The organism is Streptomyces sp. NPDC031445 (assembly GCF_055581365.1).
The window spans coordinates 262,914-280,657 of the sequence record NZ_JBVIJO010000001.1 but is presented as its reverse complement, the minus strand read 5'-3'; the positions used below and the strand labels follow the sequence as shown (position 1 = coordinate 280,657).

15 protein-coding genes are annotated in these 17,744 nt (G+C 73.6%); 5 read left to right on the top strand and 10 right to left on the bottom strand.

All coding sequences use genetic code 11. The features are described 5' to 3' along the window. Positions 1-71: 71 nt before the first annotated feature. The 6 genes from ACZ5DC_RS01100 to ACZ5DC_RS01075 form a co-directional block, all read right to left on the bottom strand. Positions 72-680 carry a DUF5825 family protein gene (locus ACZ5DC_RS01100; RefSeq protein ID WP_468648115.1) on the bottom strand — a complete coding sequence of 203 codons (609 nt, stop codon included), beginning with the start codon at positions 678-680 and terminating at the stop codon, positions 72-74. 98 nt (positions 681-778) lie between these two features. Next, the gene (locus ACZ5DC_RS01095; protein ID WP_468648113.1) at positions 779-2,626 is read right to left on the bottom strand and encodes a RiPP maturation radical SAM C-methyltransferase; all 1,848 of its coding nucleotides are present in this window, start codon (positions 2,624-2,626) and stop codon (positions 779-781) included. Positions 2,627-2,628: 2 nt separating this feature from the next. Continuing rightward, the gene (locus tag ACZ5DC_RS01090) at positions 2,629-2,772 is read right to left on the bottom strand and encodes a hypothetical protein (protein WP_468648111.1); all 144 of its coding nucleotides are present in this window, start codon (positions 2,770-2,772) and stop codon (positions 2,629-2,631) included. Between the two features lie 93 nt (positions 2,773-2,865). Then, a complete protein-coding gene (locus ACZ5DC_RS01085; RefSeq protein ID WP_468648109.1) occupies positions 2,866-5,433 on the bottom strand; it encodes a polynucleotide kinase-phosphatase in 2,568 nt (855 codons plus the stop codon). Then, a complete protein-coding gene (locus ACZ5DC_RS01080) occupies positions 5,430-6,905 on the bottom strand; it encodes a 3' terminal RNA ribose 2'-O-methyltransferase Hen1 (RefSeq protein WP_468648107.1) in 1,476 nt (491 codons plus the stop codon). The genes ACZ5DC_RS01085 and ACZ5DC_RS01080 overlap by 4 nt, the downstream gene beginning before the upstream one ends. Positions 6,906-6,998: 93 nt before the next feature. Then, positions 6,999-7,940, bottom strand: coding sequence for a hypothetical protein (locus tag ACZ5DC_RS01075; protein WP_468648105.1), 942 nt, complete (start codon positions 7,938-7,940; stop codon positions 6,999-7,001). Between the two features lie 161 nt (positions 7,941-8,101). On the opposite strand from ACZ5DC_RS01075, the gene ACZ5DC_RS01070 reads away from it, so the two are divergent. Next, entirely contained in the window at positions 8,102-9,058 is a 957-nt protein-coding gene (locus tag ACZ5DC_RS01070; RefSeq protein WP_468648103.1) for a D-alanyl-D-alanine carboxypeptidase family protein, read from the top strand. A gap of 161 nt (positions 9,059-9,219) precedes the next feature. Here ACZ5DC_RS01070 and ACZ5DC_RS01065 read toward each other — a convergent pair whose 3' ends face one another. Beyond that, complete coding sequence (locus ACZ5DC_RS01065) at positions 9,220-10,143, bottom strand: LLM class F420-dependent oxidoreductase (protein WP_468648101.1); 924 nt, start codon at positions 10,141-10,143, stop codon at positions 9,220-9,222. Between the two features lie 237 nt (positions 10,144-10,380). Between ACZ5DC_RS01065 and ACZ5DC_RS01060 the strand changes: the two genes are divergently transcribed. Next, positions 10,381-10,545: a hypothetical protein gene (locus tag ACZ5DC_RS01060; protein WP_468648099.1), complete on the top strand. Its 165-nt coding sequence runs from the start codon at positions 10,381-10,383 to the stop codon at positions 10,543-10,545. Positions 10,546-10,593: 48 nt separating this feature from the next. Here the strand turns inward: ACZ5DC_RS01060 and ACZ5DC_RS01055 are convergent, their stop codons facing one another. The 3 genes from ACZ5DC_RS01055 to ACZ5DC_RS01045 all read right to left on the bottom strand — a co-directional run bounded on the left by ACZ5DC_RS01055 (position 10,594) and on the right by ACZ5DC_RS01045 (position 12,844). Then, on the bottom strand, positions 10,594-11,079 hold the full coding sequence (locus ACZ5DC_RS01055; protein WP_468648097.1) for a DUF6099 family protein: 486 nt from the start codon (positions 11,077-11,079) through the stop codon (positions 10,594-10,596). A 167-nt stretch (positions 11,080-11,246) separates the two neighbouring features. Continuing rightward, positions 11,247-11,660 (bottom strand): nucleotide pyrophosphohydrolase, encoded by a 414-nt coding sequence (locus ACZ5DC_RS01050; protein ID WP_468648095.1) that lies wholly within the window; start codon positions 11,658-11,660, stop codon positions 11,247-11,249. Continuing rightward, positions 11,657-12,844: an AAA family ATPase gene (locus ACZ5DC_RS01045; RefSeq protein ID WP_468648092.1), complete on the bottom strand. Its 1,188-nt coding sequence runs from the start codon at positions 12,842-12,844 to the stop codon at positions 11,657-11,659. The genes ACZ5DC_RS01050 and ACZ5DC_RS01045 overlap by 4 nt, the downstream gene beginning before the upstream one ends. Before the next feature lie 161 nt (positions 12,845-13,005). On the opposite strand from ACZ5DC_RS01045, the gene ACZ5DC_RS01040 reads away from it, so the two are divergent. From ACZ5DC_RS01040 to ACZ5DC_RS01030, 3 genes are all read left to right on the top strand, one after another. After that, on the top strand, positions 13,006-14,676 hold the full coding sequence (locus ACZ5DC_RS01040; RefSeq protein WP_468648090.1) for a hypothetical protein: 1,671 nt from the start codon (positions 13,006-13,008) through the stop codon (positions 14,674-14,676). A 62-nt stretch (positions 14,677-14,738) separates the two neighbouring features. Beyond that, the gene (locus ACZ5DC_RS01035) at positions 14,739-15,515 is read left to right on the top strand and encodes a hypothetical protein (protein ID WP_468648088.1); all 777 of its coding nucleotides are present in this window, start codon (positions 14,739-14,741) and stop codon (positions 15,513-15,515) included. Further along, positions 15,512-17,536 carry an Hsp70 family protein gene (locus tag ACZ5DC_RS01030; RefSeq protein WP_468648086.1) on the top strand — a complete coding sequence of 675 codons (2,025 nt, stop codon included), beginning with the start codon at positions 15,512-15,514 and terminating at the stop codon, positions 17,534-17,536. The genes ACZ5DC_RS01035 and ACZ5DC_RS01030 overlap by 4 nt, the downstream gene beginning before the upstream one ends. Positions 17,537-17,744 lie beyond the last annotated feature (208 nt).

Here is a 17,744-nt window from a genome sequence, read left to right as displayed (position 1 = left end):
GGAACCCCTCTTCACCCTCCGCCCGGCGGTTTCCGCGCCCGCCGGTTTCCGCCGTGCCGCGCCGGGCGGGGTCAGATCGCGGTGCAGGGCACCGGCCACCGGCGGATGCGCGGGGGCAGGGTCACGGCCCAGCCGCCGGCGGCGAGGACCAGCCGCTCGGCCGTGAGCAGCCCCAGCGCCTCCCGCGCGGTCGCGTCCAGCTCCGCGACGGGCGTGGGCTCCAGCAGCCGGAGGAACGTGGCGTGCAGCGCGGGGTGGTCCAGGGTCAGGCGGACGGCCGTGCCCCGCTCCCTGCGGTCCAGGACGGCGACGAAGTCCGGGCCGCGCCGGTGGTAGAGGATGCCGTGGGCGTGAGAGGCCCGCCAGGACGCCGGCACGCCTTCCTCGCCGGGCGGTTCGGCGGGCGGCGGGAGGTGGCACAGCAGGCGGGGGTCGTACGACGGTGTGCCCGTCGCCCGCCAGCTCACGCCGAGGCCCAGCCCCTGGCACTCGCGCAGGAACCGCACCGCCTCCGCCGTCGCACGGCCCGTGCCGCTCATGTCCAGGGCCCCGGCGACCTCGACCCGGCGCCCGGCACGCCGGTGCGGAACGGAGCCGGGCAGCCCGCGTTCCCCGGTGGGCCCGCTCGCCCGGTCCCCCTCGGTCGACACGCTCCCGACGCCCCCGATCGGCACGCTCACACCCTCCCTCTCGGCAGCCGGCTCATCCCGTTCCCTTGGCCGGCCGCTCAGTCGCGGGGCCCACCATGGGCCCACTCGCCCCGTCCCCCGGCAGCCCCTCAGCCAGCCCCCTCGGGTAGCCGGACCGGCTCTTGCCAGGTCGGCAGGGAGACGTATGTGGTGCCGTCACGGAACAGCAGGGCCAGGGAGTACGCGTGGTCGACCCAGGCGTCCAGGGACCGGGCCGGCACCTCGTGGCCGTCGGCGGTGAGCAGGCGGTGCAGCGCGGGCACGGTCCGGCCGTCCTCCAGCAGGCGCAGGGCCGCGGCCCGCCAGCCGGTGAGGCGGTGGGTGGCGGGCGGGCGGCCGGAGCGGCGGTCGTGCACCAGCAGCTCCGCGCCGTCCTCCTCGAACAGCAGCCGGGAGTCCGCGTGCCCGGCCCGCCAGTCGGCCACCGCGTCCTTCAGCCGCCGTTCGACCGGGCCGCCGATGCCCGCCGGTTCGGTGTCGAACAGGTAGACCAGGTCGGCGAGTTCGTCCTCGGGCAGGTCGTAGACGTGCTGGTACATCGCGGCCGGGCGGCGCTCGCCGAAGCCGAGGCCGGGGTCCGTGAAGTGCGGGCTGAACCGTTCCAGCTGGATGCGGTGGGCGCCGCTCGGCGGCTGGAGGTGGACCAGCGCGGGCAGCTGGTCGATGACGGGCGCGTAGTCGTCCGCCCTCTCGCCGGGGAAGCCGTACAGCAGGTTCCAGGAGCAGGTCAGGGCGTGGTTCTCGCACTCGCGCAGGGTGCGGACGTTGCGGGCGCCGGTGACCCCCTTGTCCATGAGGCCCAGGACGCGGCTGCCCAGGCTCTCGATGCCGGGCTGGATGTGCACGGCGCCGGAGGCGCCGAGGAGTCCGAGCTGGGCGGGGGTGAGGTTGGACTTGACCTCGTAGTGCAGCCGCAGGTCCCAGCCGCTCCCGGCCACGCGGGGCAGGAAGTCGCGGAAGTAGGCCATGTCGATGATGTTGTCGACGGTGACCACGTCGAGGAGGCGGTGGCGGCGCACCAGCCGGTCGATCTCCGTCCACAGCCGCTCCCCCGGCTTGGCGCGGAAGGCCATGGCCGTGCCGTTCAGCCCGCAGAAGGTGCAGTGGTGCTTCTCGCCCCACCAGCAGCCACGGGCGCCCTCCACGACGAGCTTCGGATGGATGTGCTCCTGGACCGGGGAGGCGTCCAGGGCTGCCTGCCACTGGTCGTAGTCGGGCGAGGGTATGTCGGCCGGGGCCACGGTCCGCCGGGTTTCCGTGTTGGCCCGGGACACCGTGCCGTCCCACCAGCACAGTCCGGGGACGTCCGCCGGGGCGGTACGGGCTTCCAGGTGGTCCAGGAGCGCGGGAAGGGCGTACTCGGCCTCGCCGCGGACCACGTGATCGACGAAGGGGTGGTTGCGGTGCAGGGCGTGGCCCATCGGGCCGTCGCAGTTGCTGCCGCCGAGGACGACCGTCACCCCGGGGCGTCTTCGCTTGAGTTCGCGGGCGAGGGCGAGGGACGGCACGTTCTGCATGAAGGTACTGGTGAACCCGACCACGTCCGGTCCGGCGGCCAGGATCTCGGCGGCGCAGGCGTCGATGAAGCCGGCCGCGTACGGGCGCATCGCGAGCGCGGTGCCGATGGGGACGTCCCGGTCGGCCGCGTACTCCTTCAGCCGGGCCTCGCCCCAGCCGGGGTCGCCGTACAGGACGCCGGAGAAGACCCAGTCGCCGAGGCCGTGGAAGACGGCGTCGCTGCCGACCGCGACGTAGTCGCCCGGGCGGAGCCGGCCGCCGGAGCCCTCCAGCAGGTACTCCGCCCAGCGCAGCGAGCCGTGGAACTCGCTCACCTCGTCGCCGGGGCGGGACCGCCGCACGATCCGCTGGAGCAGACCCAGTTGCAGCGAGGGCAGGTCGAGGGGGTGCCACGGCATCGTGACCAGGTGGACGCGCATGCTCAGCGGGTCGGCCGCTTCTCCAGGATCGCCGGCCTGCGGGTGGTGTCCCGCTGGTCCTCGCGGACCACGATCTTCTTGATCTCCACGCTCGCCACTCCCCCCAGGACACGCCAACGCCCCTGCGCCGCACGGCTGTCCACCATATGGACGAAGATGTGCGCGACACAAGGGCGTCGTGTGACCGGCGCGTCGGGAAGGCGTGCGCCGGTGCCGGGAGGCGGTGCGCCGTGCGGTGGCTACAGCCGCGGGTCGACCGGCTCCGACTCCAGCGCCAGCACCCCGAACACCGCCTCGTGCACCCGCCACAGCGGCTCCCCGGCGGCGAGCCGGTCCAGGGCCTCCAGACCGAGGGCGTACTCGCGCAGCGCCAGGGACCGCTTGTGGTTCAGGAACCGCTGCCGCAGCCGGGCCAGGTTCTCCGGCCGGGTGTACTCGGGACCGTAGATGATCCGCAGGTACTCGCGGCCCCGGCACTTGACGCCGGGCTGCACCAGCCGCCCCTCGGGGGTGCGGACCAGCGCGCCGACCGGCTTGACGACCATGCCCTCGCCACCCCGGCCGGTCATCTCCAGCCACCAGTCGACGCCCGCGCGGACCGACTCCGGGTCGCCGGTGTCGACGTACAGCCGCCGGGTGGTCTGCAGCAGTCCGGTGCCGTCGTGCTCCACCAGCCGGTCGATCAGGGCCAGTTGCTCGTCGTGCGGGAGCGCGGCGAGGCTGCGGCCCTGGACGGCCAGGAGCTGGAAGGGGGCCAGCCGGACCCCGTCCAGGCCCTCGGTGGTCCAGCAGTAGCGGCGGTAGGCGGCGGTGAACGCCCGTGCGTCGGCGGCGCGTTCGCGCTGCCGGGTGAGCAGGGCGCCCACGTCGGCACCGCGCGCCGCCCCGGCCTCCAGGGCGGCGAGCGCGCCCGGGAACACCGCGCCGGACGCGGCGCCGACGGCCGCGTACTGGCCGCGCAGCAGCCCCGTGGCCTTCAGCGACCAGGGCATCAGCTCGGCGTCCAGCAGCAGCCAGTCGGTGTCCAGTTCGTCCCACAGACCGGCGTCCCCGATCGCCGAGCGCAGCCGACCGAGGATCTCCTCGGTCACCTCGGCGTCGTCGAAGAACGGCCGCCCGGTACGGGTGTAGAGCGACCCCGTGGGGCCGTCCGCACCGAACCGCTTGCGCGCCGTCTCCGCGTCCCGGCAGACCAGGGCCACCGCGCGGGAGCCCATGTGCTTCTCCTCGCACACCACCCGCGCGACGCCGTCCCGCGCGTACTGCGCGAAGGCCTCCTCGGGGTGCTCCAGGAAGTGTCCGTCAGCGGCTCCGTCGCGGGCCTCGGCCCGTGAGGCGGCCGTCGGCGCCATGGTCGGCGGCAGGTACGGCAGCAGGCGCGGGTCGGTCGCGAAGCGGCTCATGACCTCCAGGGCCGCCGCCGCGTTCTCCTCGCGGACGGCCACCCGGCCCGCGTACCTGGTCTCCACGGCCCGGCGGCCGTGCACGTCCGCCAGGTCCAGCGGCCGGCCGTCCTGCCCGCCGGGCGCCTCGGTGCGCAGCGGCCGCGCCGGCTCGTACCAGACCCGCTCGGCCGGTACGTCGACCAGTTCCCGCTCCGGCCAGCGCAGCGCGGTCAGCTTGCCGCCGAAGACGGCACCGGTGTCCAGGCAGATGGTGTTGTTGAGCCAGGTGGCCTCGGGCACGGGTGTGTGGCCGTAGACCACCGCGGCCCGGCCCCGGTAGTCCTCCGCCCACGGGTAGCGCACCGGCAGCCCGAACTCGTCGGTCTCGCCGGTGGTCTCCCCGTACAGGGCGTGCGAGCGGACCCGTCCGGAGGTGCGGCCGTGGTACTTCTCCGGCAGGCCGGCGTGGCAGACCACGAGCCGGCCGCCGTCCAGGACGTAGTGGCTGACCAGTCCGTCGATGAACTCCCGTACCTGGGACCGGAACTCCTCGCTCTCGCCCTCCATCTGCGCGATGGTCTCGGCGAGTCCGTGGGTGGGCTGGACCCGGCGGCCCTTGAGGTGGCGGCCGTACTTGTTCTCGTGGTTGCCGGGGACGCACAGGGCGTTGCCCGACTTCACCATGGACATCACCCGACGCAGCACGCCGGGGCTGTCCGGGCCGCGGTCGACCAGGTCGCCGACGAACACGGCGGTACGGCCGTCGGGGTGCGCCCCGTCCGCGTACCCCAGCCTGGCCAGCAGCGCCTCCAGTTCGGCGGAGCAGCCGTGGATGTCGCCGATGATGTCGAAGGGGCCGGTGAGGTGGGTGAGGTCGTTGTAGCGCTTCTCGGTGACGACGGTGGCGTTCTCCACCTCCTCCGTGCCGCGCAGGACGTGCACCTTGCGGAAGCCCTCGCGCTCCAGGTGGCGCAGTGAGCGGCGCAGTTCGCGGATGTGCCGCTGGATGACCCGGCGGGGCATGTCGGCGCGGTCGGTGCGGGCCGCGTTGCGCGCGGCGCACACCTCCTCCGGCACGTCCAGCACGATGGCGATGGGCAGCACGTCGTACCGCTTGGCCAGCTCGATCAGCTGGCGCCGGCCGTCCTGCTGCACGCTGGTGGCGTCGACGACGGTGCGGCGGCCGGCGGCCAGCCGCTTGCCGGCGATGTAGTGCAGGACGTCGAAGGCGTCCCGGCTGGCGCTCTGGTCGTTCTCGTCGTCGGCGACCAGACCGCGGCAGAAGTCGGAGGAGATCACCTCGGTGGGCTTGAAGTGCCGCCGGGCGAACGTGGACTTGCCGGAGCCGGAGGCGCCGACGAGGACGACGAGGGACAGGTCGGTGACGGGCAGCTCCCGTCCCGGCCGGCGGGTTGCGTTCATGCGGCCTTCGCCTCCTTCTCGGTGTCGTCGCGGTCGTCGCGGTGGAACACGGCCATCTGGGTGGGCGGCCCGACCTCGGGGTCCTCCGGGCCGACGGGACCGAACTCGACGTCGTAGCCGTGGCGTCCGGCCACCGTCGCCGCCCAGGCGCGGAACTCCTCGCGGGTCCACTCGAAGCGGTGGTCGCCGTGCCGGGCGTGTCCGGCGGGCAGGCTCTCCCAGCGGACGTTGTACTCGACGTTCGGGGTGGTCACGACGACCGTGCGGGGACGCGCGTGCCCGAACACGGAGTACTCCAGGGCGGGCAGCCGGGGCAGGTCGAGGTGCTCGATCACCTCGCTGAGCACGGCGGCGTCGTACCCCTTGAGCCGGTTGTCGGTGTAGGCGAGGGAGCCCTGGACGAGCCGGACGCGGGCCGCCTGCCGCTCCCCCATCCGGTCGAGCCTGATCCGCCGCGCCGCGATGGTCAGGGCCCGTACGGACACGTCCACGCCGACGATCTCGGTGAACCGGGTGTCCTTGAGCAGCGCCCGCACCAACTGCCCCTGCCCGCAGCCGAGGTCGAGGACGCGCGCGGCGCCGGAGGCGTGCAGCGCGGTGAGGATCGCCGCCCGGCGCTGCTCGGCGAGCGGGGCCGGCTTCTCCTCCGCCTCGGTCTCCTCCGCGACGGCGTTGTCGATGTCCTCGACCTCGCTGTCGTCGGCCTCGGCCAGCCGCACCAGCTCCAGCCGCTCGCGTGCCTGCCGGGTCAGCGACCAGCGGCGGGACAGGTAGCGGCTGGTGATCAGCTGCTGCTCCGGGTGGCCGGCGAGCCAGCCCTCACCGGCGCGCAGCAGCTTGTCGACCTCGTCGGCGGAGACCCAGTAGTGCTTGGCGTCGTCCAGCACCGGCAGCAGGACGTACAGGTGGCGCAGTGCCGCGGCGAGGGTCAGCCGCTCCGACTCCAGCACGAGCCGGACGTACCGCGAGTCGCCCCACTCCGGGAACGCGGTGTCGAGCGGCACGGGGTCGGCGGTGACCGTCCAGCCGAGCGGCTCGAAGAGCCGTCGTACGAGGTCGGCTCCGCCGCGGGCGGGCAGCGCCGGGACCTCGACGCGCAGCGGCAGCGGAGCCGCCGCCCGCTCGGGGCGGGCGGCGCACACACCGCGCAGGGCGCTGGAGAAGACGCTGCTCAGCGCGACGGCGAGCAGCGAGGAGGCCGCGTAGGGACGGTCGTTGACGTACTGCGCGAGAGCCGCGTCGGGGGCGCCGCCGCGGCCCTTGCCCTTGCCCCGGCGCAGCAGTGCGAGCGTGTCGGTCTCCAGCAGCAGGGCGGCCGTGCAGCGTTCGGCGTCGGCTTCGGGGTAGAAGACGTGCGCCGTGCCGTACGACGTGGAGAACGCCTGCGCCTTGTCGGGGTGCTTGTGCAACAGGTACCCGAGGTCGGTGGCCGGGTTCCCGGCCGTGCCGGTGGTGGAGATCGTCAGGAACATGCCGCCGAGTCTCCCCGGCCGGGACCTCGCCGACCACAGGTTTTCCGTGCGGCGATGGCCCGCGGGCCCGGCCGCGCGGCCGGGCCCGCCCGCTCAGGACTCGTCGTCGACGATCTTCCGCGCCTTCGCCATGGCCCGCCGGTCGTCGGCGAGCCGTGCGTCCAGCGCCTTCTTGTTCTTGCCGATGGCGGTCTTCTGCGCGCGGCTCTCGACGGCGTGCACGGCCTGGATGAAGCCGGTGTCGAGTTTGCAGCGGGCGTCCGCTGCGGCGGTCTTCTTCTCCTTCTCCGACGGCTCGTCGCCGCGGAACCAGTCGGAGTCGGTGGACGCCTGGTCCGGGTCGGAGTAGTGGAAGCCCTTGTCCTTCATGCAGGTGGACCACTCGCGCTCGGCCTTCTTCCAGGCGGGGTCCTTCCGTGCCTGCTTGTGCGCCTGGTACCAGTACTGCACGGGGAGCGAGTAGTAGCCGCTGAGCCGCACGCCGCCGACCTTCGCCGGCTTGGGCTCGGGGCCGTAGATGCTGCGGAAGGCCTCGCCCATGCATCCCTTCGCGGGGATGGGGTGGCCGTGCGCCCGGTGGCTGTCGCCGGACTCGAACGTGCCGGTGAGGGCCGCGTACTGGTCGGCGGGCCATTCCATGGGCTGGTCGTCGGACTGGTCCCGCACCACGTTGTGGTAGCCGTGCTCGGCCGCCCGGCCGGGGTCGTCCACACCGTACGGGCTGTCGTCCCCGACCTTGCCTCCGCCCACGAAGGTGCCCTGCCGCACCGGGTAGGTCGACTCGACGGTCCTGATGTCGAGCGTCCTGAAACCGGTGAACCCGAGCCGGACCATGCACCGCTTGGCGAGGATCCACTGGGCCGTGCCGACGGCCTTGCCGTCGCGGGACGTCGCGTCCGGTACGTACGCGTGCAGCGGGAACGACTCCATGGTGTTGAGGCGGTGGGCCTCGTCGCCGGGGTCGTCGCCGCCGGCGAACTGGCACGCCGACACGGCGAGCAGGCCGGTGAGGGCGAGGGGGAGGATTTTACGCACGCGGTCATATGACCAGGCAGGGATCATGTGCGCTGTGACGGAAGCCATAGTTCCGGCACATGGTGCGCACAGAAGACCCATGTGATCTCCATTACGGCCGCCCCGGCCCGGGTCTGATGGAGTGAGCCCCCGTCAACTGACCACTGACAGAAGGGGGAACCATGACCAACGGCCAGGGAACCCGGGTACGCCGCAGAGCCGCCGTCGCCGTGGCGGCCGGTGCCGTCCTCGGGGCGGGCGTCCTCGCGACCGCTCCCGCCCAGGCGGCCACGGCACGGGGCGCGGCCTCCGCGCAGCGCACCGCCGCCGCGGCACCGCAGGTGTCGGCGCAGGGCGCGTACGCCATGAACCCGGCGACCGGCAAGCAGCTCTTCGGCAAGGCGCCGGACGGGCGGCTGCGGACCGGCTCCACGACGAAGATCATGACGGCGCTGGTGGTGCTGTCGCAGCGGAACGTGGACCTCGGGAAGAAAGTGAAGATCAAGAAGGAGTACACCGACTACGTCATCGACCCGGTGACGCACGTCCAGCGCTACTCGAGCGCCAACCTGATCCTCGGCGACTCGATGACGACGGGCGACCTGCTGTACGGCCTGCTGCTCCCCTCGGGCTGCGACGCGGCCTACGCGCTCGCGGACACCTACGGCACGGGCTCGACGACGGCCCGGCGGACCAGTTCGTTCATCGGCAAGATGAACGCCAAGGCGCGCGAACTCGGCCTGAAGAACACCCACTTCGACTCCTTCGACGGGGTGTCCAACGGGAAGAACTACTCCTCGCCGCGCGACCTGGCCAAGCTGGCCGGGGTCGCGCTGAAGAACAAGTCGTTCAAGAAGGTCGTCGGCACCAAGGTCTACGACGACATGCGGTCGTACCGGCCCGGCGGCGGAACGCACGCCATGAAGCCGTGGAACAACTCGAACAAGCTCCTCGCCTCCTACCGGGGCGCGTTCGGCGTGAAGACCGGCTCCGGTCCGGAGGCGAAGTTCTGCCTGGTGTTCGCGGCCACCCGTGATTCGAGGACGGTCGTGGGCACGATCCTCGCGGACACGTCGGCGGACCAGCGTTTCAAGGACGCGGCGAAGATCCTGGACTACGGCTTCACCCAGCGGGGCTGAGCCGGCCCGGGGGGATCCACGGGTCCCCCCGGCACCCGCGTCGGGCCGGTCGGCCGGGCCGCGCGGGCAGCCGTGGCAGTCCCGGCGCGGCCGGCGCCCCCGCCCTGGCCCGCCTTTCGGCGCCGCCCGCCCCGGTGGGCCGGGGCCGGGTCGCCGGGTGGCTACGACAGCTGGGACTGGACCTGGCTGGAGATCAGCTCCAGGTGGTCCAGATCGCCGAGGTCCAGCACCTGGAGGTAGATCCGCCGGGAACCGATCTCGGCGTACCGGCCGATCTTGTCGACGACCTCCGCCGGGGAACCGGCCAGCCCGTTGGCCTTCAGCTCGTCCACCTCACGGCCGATCGCGGCGGCGCGCCGGGCCACCTCCTGGTCGTCCCTGCCGACGCAGACGACGAGCGCGTTGGAGTACGTCAGGTCGTCCGCGTCGCGGCCCGCCTCCGCCGCCGCGGCCCGCACCCGGCCGAACTGCCGCTCGCTGTCCTCGATCGAGGCGAACGGGATGTTGAACTCGTCGGCGTACCGGGCGGCGAGCCGCGGGGTCCGGGTCGCGCCGTGGCCGCCGATCAGCACGGGGACCTTCTTCTGGGCGGGCTTGGGCAGCGCCGGCGAGTCGGTGAGGTCGTAGAACGTGCCGTGGAAGTCGAAGGTCTTGCCGGCCTCGGTCGCCCACAGCCCGGTGACGATCGCGAGCTGCTCCTCCAGCCGCGCGAACTTCTCCTTCGGGAAGGGGATGCCGTACGCCTTGTGCTCCTCCTCGAACCAGCCCGCTCCCAGGCCGAGTTCGACCCGGCCGCCGGACATCTGGTCGACCTGGGCGACCTGGATGGCGAGGACGCCGGGCAGTCGGAAGGTGCCGGCGGTCATCAGCGTGCCGAGACGGATGCGCTTGGTCTCGCGGGCGAGGCCGGCCAGGGTGATCCAGGCGTCCGTCGGGCCGGGCAGACCGTCCACGCTGCCCATGCGGAGGTAGTGGTCGGAACGGAAGAAGGCGTCGAAGCCCAGGTCCTCGGTGGCCTTGGCCACGGTGAGCAGGGTGTCGTAGGTGGCCCCCTGCTGGGGCTCGGTGAAGATTCGAAGGTCCATACATCTATCCTGCACGGCGCCGTCCGCGTCAACCGCGCCGGTCCCGTCCGGCACGGCGGTCCCCGGCCGGGTGAAATCCTTCCGTCCCGCGCGCGGGTCCCGTCGCGGGCCGGTGACCGGCTCCGGCGGTGATCGTTGGGCTGTCGGAGCCGGACCGTCCGGCGCCCCGCGCCGGACCGTGTCCTCCGTCGCGCGTCACCGCGCCGGCCCCGGCGGGCCGGGGCCGAGGAGGCCGTCATGTCCGAAGAGTCCGTCCCCCTGCCGGAGGGCCCCGCCGGCCGGCCGAAGGGGTTGCTGGAGCGGATGGAGGAGCTGATGGCGGCACTGAACGCGGACCTGTCGGCCCTGGCGGACCTCCAGGCCGGGGCGCCGGCGCCGGGCGCGGCCGAGGAGGCGCGATGAGGCGGACGGCTCGGCGACGCGCGCGGTGACCACGCGGCAGGCCGCCGGTCAGACGCCCGACGGGCTGTCCTGGATGCCGCCCGGCAGCATCTCCTCCCGGGCCGCCAGCTTGCGCAGCATCTCCAGGACGCGGTCACGCGACTCGTCGGCGGCGTCGATCGCCTCCATGCACTGCCAGTACGTCGTCTCGTCGGCCGCGGCGCTGGCCATGCCGACCAGGGCCATGCCGACCTCGCCGAGCAGGCCGCCGAGGCAGAGCAGGGTCTCGCGGGCGTCGTCCAGCCGGGTGAGCTGGGCGGCGCGCAGGTCGCCGGGGTCGAGTTCGGGCGGGTCCAGCACTCCGCAGCCCCGGCCCGCCAGCTCCGTCAGTCCCAGTGCCTCGCCGCGCAGTTCCGGCGGGCCGGAGACAGCGAGGCGGCTCCCGATCGCCTGCGCCAGGGCCTGTGCCTGCCAGACCTCCGCCATCATCTCCGCCGCGTCGGCGCCGCCCGCCAGGGCCCGCCTGCTCGTGAGAATGAGCCGTACCGCATCCATACGGTGCCCCCGTCCCTCCGCCGCGCCGCCTCATACGGCCAGCCGAACTCTCTTGTTCACTACCCAGCGTGAGGGACGGTAGGGCGAAAAGCCAGAGGAAGACCGAAATCTGTGGACAACAATTCGGATTCGACCGGCAGTTTGACTCCGGAGAGTAATAGCGGAGTTCAGGACTCCGATTGTTGGCCCCGGCCTCGGCTCCGTCCCTCTTCCCCGTCCGGATCGTCGTCCAGGCCGCCGTGCCCGGCACCGGGAAGCGGGAACCGGAGCTCGTTGCGGTCGATCTTCGCGGCCAGCGCGGCGAGCGGATCGACGCCGAGGACCTCGCAGAGCTGGAGCAGATAGGCCAGGACGTCGGCGACCTCGTCCGTGACGCGGTGGGCCCTCCCGGGGTCGTCCATCACCCGGGCCGACTCCTCGGGGGTCAGCCACTGGAAGATCTCGACCAGTTCGGAGGCCTCCACCGAGAGGGCGGCGACGAGGTTCTTGGGCGTGTGGTAGGGCTGCCAGTTCCGCGCGGCGGCGAACTCGGCCAGTCGGCGCTGGAGTCGGGCCAGGCCGGGATCGGGGTGTTCGGTCACGGGTTCAGGTGTACCACCGTGACACCGGGGGTCCCGGTGGCCCATGACGCGTCGCTCACCGCGGCCACACAGCGGATGTGCCCCCGCTCGCCCATCCGCGCGGCCGTCCGCAGCACCTCCCGGCGCTGCCGCGGATCCAGGCCGCGGTCGAAACCGTCGGCGAGGACGGTGAGGGTCCGCAGCGCGTCGGGCACCTCGCCGGGGGTGTCCACGTCGAGGACCCCCGGCCCGGTCAGCAGCACCAGCGTCAGCGCGAGGTAGCGCAGTTCGCCGTCGCCCAGCCGGGCGAGTTCGCTGCGGAAGCCGTCGCCGCGGTCGATCAGCGCCCGTACCGTGCCGTCGGCCAGCGGCTCGGCGACCAGGTCGGCCACCCGCCCGGCGCAGCCCGCGCGCAGCGCCTCGACCAGCAGGCCGTGCCGCCGGCCGCACTCCGCGCGCGTGCGCCACAGTACGTCGGCGAGGTTGCCGCAGCCGCGCAGCAGCCGGCCCGAGCCGGTCGGGACGGGGGCGCGCATGTGCTCGGGGCGCGGGTCGCAGGGGAAGACGGAGCGCAGGGCGACGACCATCTGCTCGGCCGCGGCCAGCACATGGCGCTGGCCGTCCGTCTTGCCGGCCACGCGCAGCGGCAGCAGGGCGGTGCCCAGGCGGTCGTCGGGGAGCGGGGCGCGGGTGACCGGGGCGGAGCCGGCGGTGTGCCAGGCGGCCTGGACGGTACGGCGTCCGGGGTCGCGCAGGGCGGTCTCCAGCAGGACGACCCCGCGCGCGGTCAGCCGCTCCCCCACGATCCGCGGGTACGGTTCGGCCTGCACGGCGAGGTCGAGCCGGACCGGGCCCTCGGCGCCGTCGGCGGTGCAGCCGATCCGGAATCCCCGCCGCCCCCCGGCGTCGGGGCGGGCCCGTTCCGGCACGCAGGCGACCGGTTCCGGGAACGCCTCGGCGAGCGGGGCGCCGCCGCCGAGCCGTGCCAGCGCCTCGTACGCGGCGAGCGCGGTGGTCTTGCCGGTCCCGCTGGGCCCCGCGAACACGGTGACCGGGCCGAGCGGGAACCCGGCCCGCCGGTGCCCGGCGAAGGCCGACAGCCGCAGTTCGGTGATCCGGGACCGGATGTCCGGGGACGGACGGGAGTGCGCGGGGACGGCGGCGTCGGCCGCCGGCGGCTCAGCGGACACGGAGGGCACGGCCATATGCGGACGGTACGGCTCCGCCCGTACGCCGAACCGTTTCACTACGGGGACGTTCCTACGATCGGGGGACCTGACGCGGCGGACATCCGGCGCGGACCAGGAATTTTGCAAAAGATGACGCTCTTGTGGTCGTTGTCGGTGCCCACCGTTACTCTGCCGGGGTGTACGAGGAGTTCGAGACGGGCGATCCCGCGGCGCGCAGACGTGCGGCGATCGCGGCGGAGAAGGAGCGGCTGGCCCGCGACCGCGAGCGGCGCGAGTCCCGCGACCGCACGGCGGTCAGCGGCTTCCTGCGCCGCAAGTGGGCCTGGCTGGGCGTGACCGGGGACGCCGTCCCGGCCGTGCACGGCGTCCTGGACGAACTCTCCGCCGTACCGGGTCTGCCCGAGGAACCGCGTGCCGTCCTGCGGGCCGCGGCCGACGGCGCGCCGGACCGCGAGGCGCTCCTCCCGGCGGTGCGCAGGGCGCTGGAACACGCGGCTCCCGAAGAGGTGCTGGCGCACGTACGGGTCCTGTGGGAGGCGGACGTACCCTGGCTGACCGACGCCGGCGCGGAGCGCTGCCGGGTGATCTGCTCCAGCGCGCCGAGCCTGCTGCTCGTCAGCGGCCGGGCGCGCGGCGTATCCGGGGGTCCGGCCTTCTCCCTCTTCGCCGCCGCCGCCACCCGCGGCGCCGTTCCCGTGCCCACCCGCCATCTGCCCGGCATCCTGCCCTGGGCGCCGCTGCCGGTCCTGGACGACCTGGTGGACCACGGCGGTCTGCTGCCCGAGGACCGGCCGTGGGCGGACCGGGACCCGGACGAGGCGCTCTACCTGCGCGCACGCCTCGTGCCGGACACGATCGCTCCGCAGGACGCGGCCGCCCTGGAATGGACCGGCCACCTGCGGCGCGAGGCGTTCCTGAGCGGTGCGCCCCTGGAGCGGCTGGACCCCGCCGACCTGTGGGACCTGCTGTACGACGTCGTCGCCGACGGGGACGTCACGCGCATCGACGAACTCGACGCCCTGCTGCCCCGCACCCAGCAGATCCAGCTCCGCGACCTCAGGTCCGGGGCGATCAACGGGGAATGGCCGCGCGAGACGGTCGCCGACGCGGGACTGTGGCTGCTGATGGCCAGTCTGTGGCAGCCGCGGGAGAGCGTCAGCCCCCAACTGAGCCCGTTCCACGCGCTGGTGGCGCTGAACCGCGCGTACGACCTGCTGAAGGCGGGCCGGCTGGAGGAGGCCGGGCAGCAGGCGGCACGGTTCGAGAAGGGCGGCACCGGCAGGAAGGCGGGCACCGGACTGCGTCAGGAGGCCCTCGTCATCAGGGCGTACGTCGCCGCGGTCGAGGGCGACCTCGCTCAGGCCGAGGCGTTCGCGGAGGCCGCCACCGGTCTGGGCGAGCAGGCGCAGGCCAATCTGGCGCTGGTGCGCCGCTGGCGGGCCACGCCGAAGAACAGCCGCGACCGGGTCTCCAACCCCTTCATCGAACTCGGTCTGGACCACGGCTCGTTCCGGTGGGAGAAGCACTGCCGGGAGCTGTTCCGCGAGGCCGAGGGCGACCACGCCGAGCAGGCGCGCATCAACGACGCGGAGGAACGCATCCGCGCCGCGCAGGGCACCGACGCCGGTCTGTCGGTCTTCTTCCGCATCCCGCTGGAGCCCGACCGCTATCTGATGCCGGACTCGGTTCCCGTCACGCTCGTACCGCCGCCGGCGCCGCTGCCCCGGCGCACGCCCGCGGTCAGCGGAGCGGAGCTGGAGCGGATCCGGGCGCGCGCCGCCGTGGAGCTCCTGGAGGACCTGCGCAGCACGCCACCGCGTCTCGACCGCCACGACCGACGGGCCTGATCACCGCCCGGCCGCCTCTCCCCGCCCTGCTCCACACCCTCTCTGCGAGGTAACCGTCCGCGATGTCCCCCAGCAACAACCCCTCTCGATCGACCGGCTCCCGGGGCCGGTCAGCCGACCAGAAGGCCGCGCCGAGGAAGGCCGCCGCCAGGAAGAGGGTCGACAAGGCCGACCGCCCCGGGCGCATCTGCCCGGCGTGCGGCGGTGTGCAGCCCGGGACGGAGGGGCGCGCCAAGGGCCCCAAGCCGACCGGTCTGCGCATCCGCCAGGCCGGCCGCGCGGCCACCGCCCGGCCGGCACCGGCCGCGGCGGCGAAACGCCCGGACCCCGCCGGGGCACCCGTCGAGTCCGCCGGACCGTCCGCGCCCGCCGAGACCCCGGCGCCGGCACCCGCCCGGGTCCCGGTGGACGCGCCCACGCTGATCAAGGGCATCGTCGAACGCGTCCCCGCCGCTCTGGCGGAGTCCGGGGCGGGCGACGCGCCCGCGTCGAGCGCGCTCACGGCCGCCGTGCGCAAGGCGGTGCTGGACGAGTTCCGCACCCGCGCGGCCTTCACCGGACGCGTGGCCGAGATGGACGCCCTGCTGTGGACCCAGCCGGACCACGGCGGCCCGGCCGTCCGCGCCTCGATGGCGGACCACCTCAAGGCCCTCGGGATCCGGCGGCTGGACACACCGGAGCAGGCGGAGGCGTTCGTCGTCACGGAGGGGGCGGGCGACGCCTTCGAACTGCTCCGCCCCGCCTACGTCGACGAACTGACGGGCAAGGTCATCCTCGCCGGTCAGCTCCGGCGGATCGCGGCGGACGCCGCACAGCACACCACGGGAGAAGACGCATGACGGCCACCGGTATCGACTTCGGCACCACGAACTCGGTGGCCGCGCAGTGGACCGGTGGCGAGTTCGCCGAGGTGCTGGAGATCGGCGGCCACGGACTGGACGCCACCTGGCGCCGTCCGGGCTTCGAGCGCCTGTACCCGTCCGTGGTCGGCACCAGTTCGCTGCGCGCCGGCACGCTGTTCGGCTGGGAGGCCAAGCTGCGCTCCGAGCGCGCCGTGGAGGCGTGCAAGCGGATGCTGCGTGAGGAACCGCTCGTCACCATCGGGGGCGAACGGTTCGCCGCCACCACCGCCGCGGCCGCGGTGTTCCGCTCGATGGCCGTCGCCGCTTGGGACGAGGCGGCCACGGACATCGACGAGGCGGTCATCACCGTGCCGGCCAACGCCACCGGCGCGGCCCGGTTCCGTACCCGGGAGGCCGCCCGTGCGGCGGGCATCAGGGTGCGCACCCTGCTGAACGAGCCGACCGCCGCGGCCATCGCCTACGCCCACTACCTGGAGGAGGAGGGCGAGTTCCTGGTCTTCGACTGGGGCGGCGGCACCATGGACGCCACCCTCCTGCTGCACGACGACGGCTTCTTCGACGAGAAGGCCAGCCGCGGTGTCAACCGGCTCGGCGGTCTGGAGATCGACGAACGGCTGCGCCGCATGGTCCTGGAGCGGTCCCCCGCGCGGCGGGCGTGGACGGAGTCGGAGAAACGGCAGTTCCGGCTCGACATCGAGCGCAGCAAGATTCTGCTGTCCCAGCAGGAGTCGGTCAGCGTGCTGACCCCGGACGGGGCGTCGGTGGAGATCGGCCAGGACGAGTTCTCGTACGAGATCCAGGACCTGATCACCCGGGCGCTGGAGCCCGTCGAGGAGTGTCTCGCCCAGGCGCAGCTCGATCCGGAGGACCTGACCGCCGTGCTGATGATCGGCGGCAGCAGCCAGATCCCGGCGGTACGCGCCGCGGTCGCCGAGGCCCTCGACCGCGATCCGGTGTCCGTCGAGGCGTTCGACCCGATGACGGCGGTGGCCGAGGGCGCCGCCATCTGCGCCGCCGCCATGGCCGGGGAGCTGAGCAGCGTCATCCGGGTCGTCAACACGCACGCGCTCGGCACGGTCACGACCGGGAGCGACGGCGACAGGCGGTTCAGCACCCTGATCCCGCGCAACCTCAGGCTGCCCCAGCAGCGCGTGAAGTCGTACGAGCCCAACAAGGACAACGTCACCAAGCTGACGGTCGAGGTCTGGGAAGGGGCGCCGGACCGGCCGGTCGAGCACCCGGACAACGTCAAGCTGACCGAGCTGCGGCTGACGTACCCGGAGCCCTGCCGTGACCGCAGCGAGGGCGTCTTCGACCTGGAGTTCACCTACAGCAAGGAGGGGCTGCTGTCGGTCAAGGCGACCCTTCAGCGCACCGGCGAGGTCGTGCTCAACGGTGAGGTCGAGGTGTTCGGCGACGGCGCGGTGGAGCCTGAGGTGACCAAGGAGCTCGAACGGCTGCTGGCCCTGTCCCCCGCTTCCCGGCCGGTGCCGAAGCCCACGCATCCGCAGACCCCGCAGGGCAGGCCGCGGCAGCCCGGCGAGTCCACCGAGCCGCTGGTCGTGGACGGCTCCAACCTCGCATGGAACGGCAGGCCGCCGCGCGCGCAGGGCGGCCGGCCGAGCTTCGCGGCGCTCCAGGCGGCGGTGACCGCGCTCCGGTTCAAGCATCCGCAGCGCGACATCCACGTGGTCGTGGACGCCTCCCTGCGGCACCAGGTCAGCGTGGAGGAACGGCCGCTGGTGGAGCAGGCGGTCGCGGAGCACCAGGTGGTCCAGCCGCCGGCCGGCACGGAGGGCCGGGGTGACGCGTTGGTCATCAGCATCGCCGAGGAAGTGGGCGGCATCATCGTCTCCAACGACAACTTCGCCCCGTTCCAGAAGGACAGCCCCTGGCTGCTGACCAAGGGACGCGTCATGGGCGCGACGCAGTCGCACGGCGTGTGGGTGTTCACCGCCCGCACGCCGAACCCCGCGGCGGGCGCCGCACGGCACTGACACAGGCGTCCCGCGGCCACCCCAGGGGGCGGCCGCGGGCATCACTGCGCACCGGGTACGGCCGCGCACGGCGCAGCGCCGTGCCCGTAGGGCGCCGCCAAGCCCTTAGGGCGCCACTGGAGCCGTGTCACGCACCACTGGGGCCATGTCACGCACCACCGGGGCGGCGTCACGCACCGGCGGAGCCGCCTCGCACGCCGCCAGGGCC

Excerpts from the sequence above, each read along its gene's own strand:
- ACZ5DC_RS01095 (WP_468648113.1), bottom strand. The coding sequence starts at position 2,626 with ATGCGCGTCCACCTGGTCACGATGCCGTGGCACCCCCTCGACCTGCCC.
- ACZ5DC_RS01090 (WP_468648111.1), bottom strand. The coding sequence starts at position 2,772 with ATGGTGGACAGCCGTGCGGCGCAGGGGCGTTGGCGTGTCCTGGGGGGA.
- ACZ5DC_RS01085 (WP_468648109.1), bottom strand. The coding sequence starts at position 5,433 with ATGAACGCAACCCGCCGGCCGGGACGGGAGCTGCCCGTCACCGACCTG.
- ACZ5DC_RS01080 (WP_468648107.1), bottom strand. The coding sequence starts at position 6,905 with ATGTTCCTGACGATCTCCACCACCGGCACGGCCGGGAACCCGGCCACC.
- ACZ5DC_RS01070 (WP_468648103.1), top strand. The coding sequence starts at position 8,102 with ATGACCAACGGCCAGGGAACCCGGGTACGCCGCAGAGCCGCCGTCGCC.
- ACZ5DC_RS01065 (WP_468648101.1), bottom strand. The coding sequence starts at position 10,143 with ATGGACCTTCGAATCTTCACCGAGCCCCAGCAGGGGGCCACCTACGAC.
- ACZ5DC_RS01060 (WP_468648099.1), top strand. The coding sequence starts at position 10,381 with ATGTCCGAAGAGTCCGTCCCCCTGCCGGAGGGCCCCGCCGGCCGGCCG.
- ACZ5DC_RS01055 (WP_468648097.1), bottom strand. The coding sequence starts at position 11,079 with ATGGATGCGGTACGGCTCATTCTCACGAGCAGGCGGGCCCTGGCGGGC.
- ACZ5DC_RS01045 (WP_468648092.1), bottom strand. The coding sequence starts at position 12,844 with ATGGCCGTGCCCTCCGTGTCCGCTGAGCCGCCGGCGGCCGACGCCGCC.
- ACZ5DC_RS01035 (WP_468648088.1), top strand. The coding sequence starts at position 14,739 with ATGTCCCCCAGCAACAACCCCTCTCGATCGACCGGCTCCCGGGGCCGG.
- ACZ5DC_RS01030 (WP_468648086.1), top strand. The coding sequence starts at position 15,512 with ATGACGGCCACCGGTATCGACTTCGGCACCACGAACTCGGTGGCCGCG.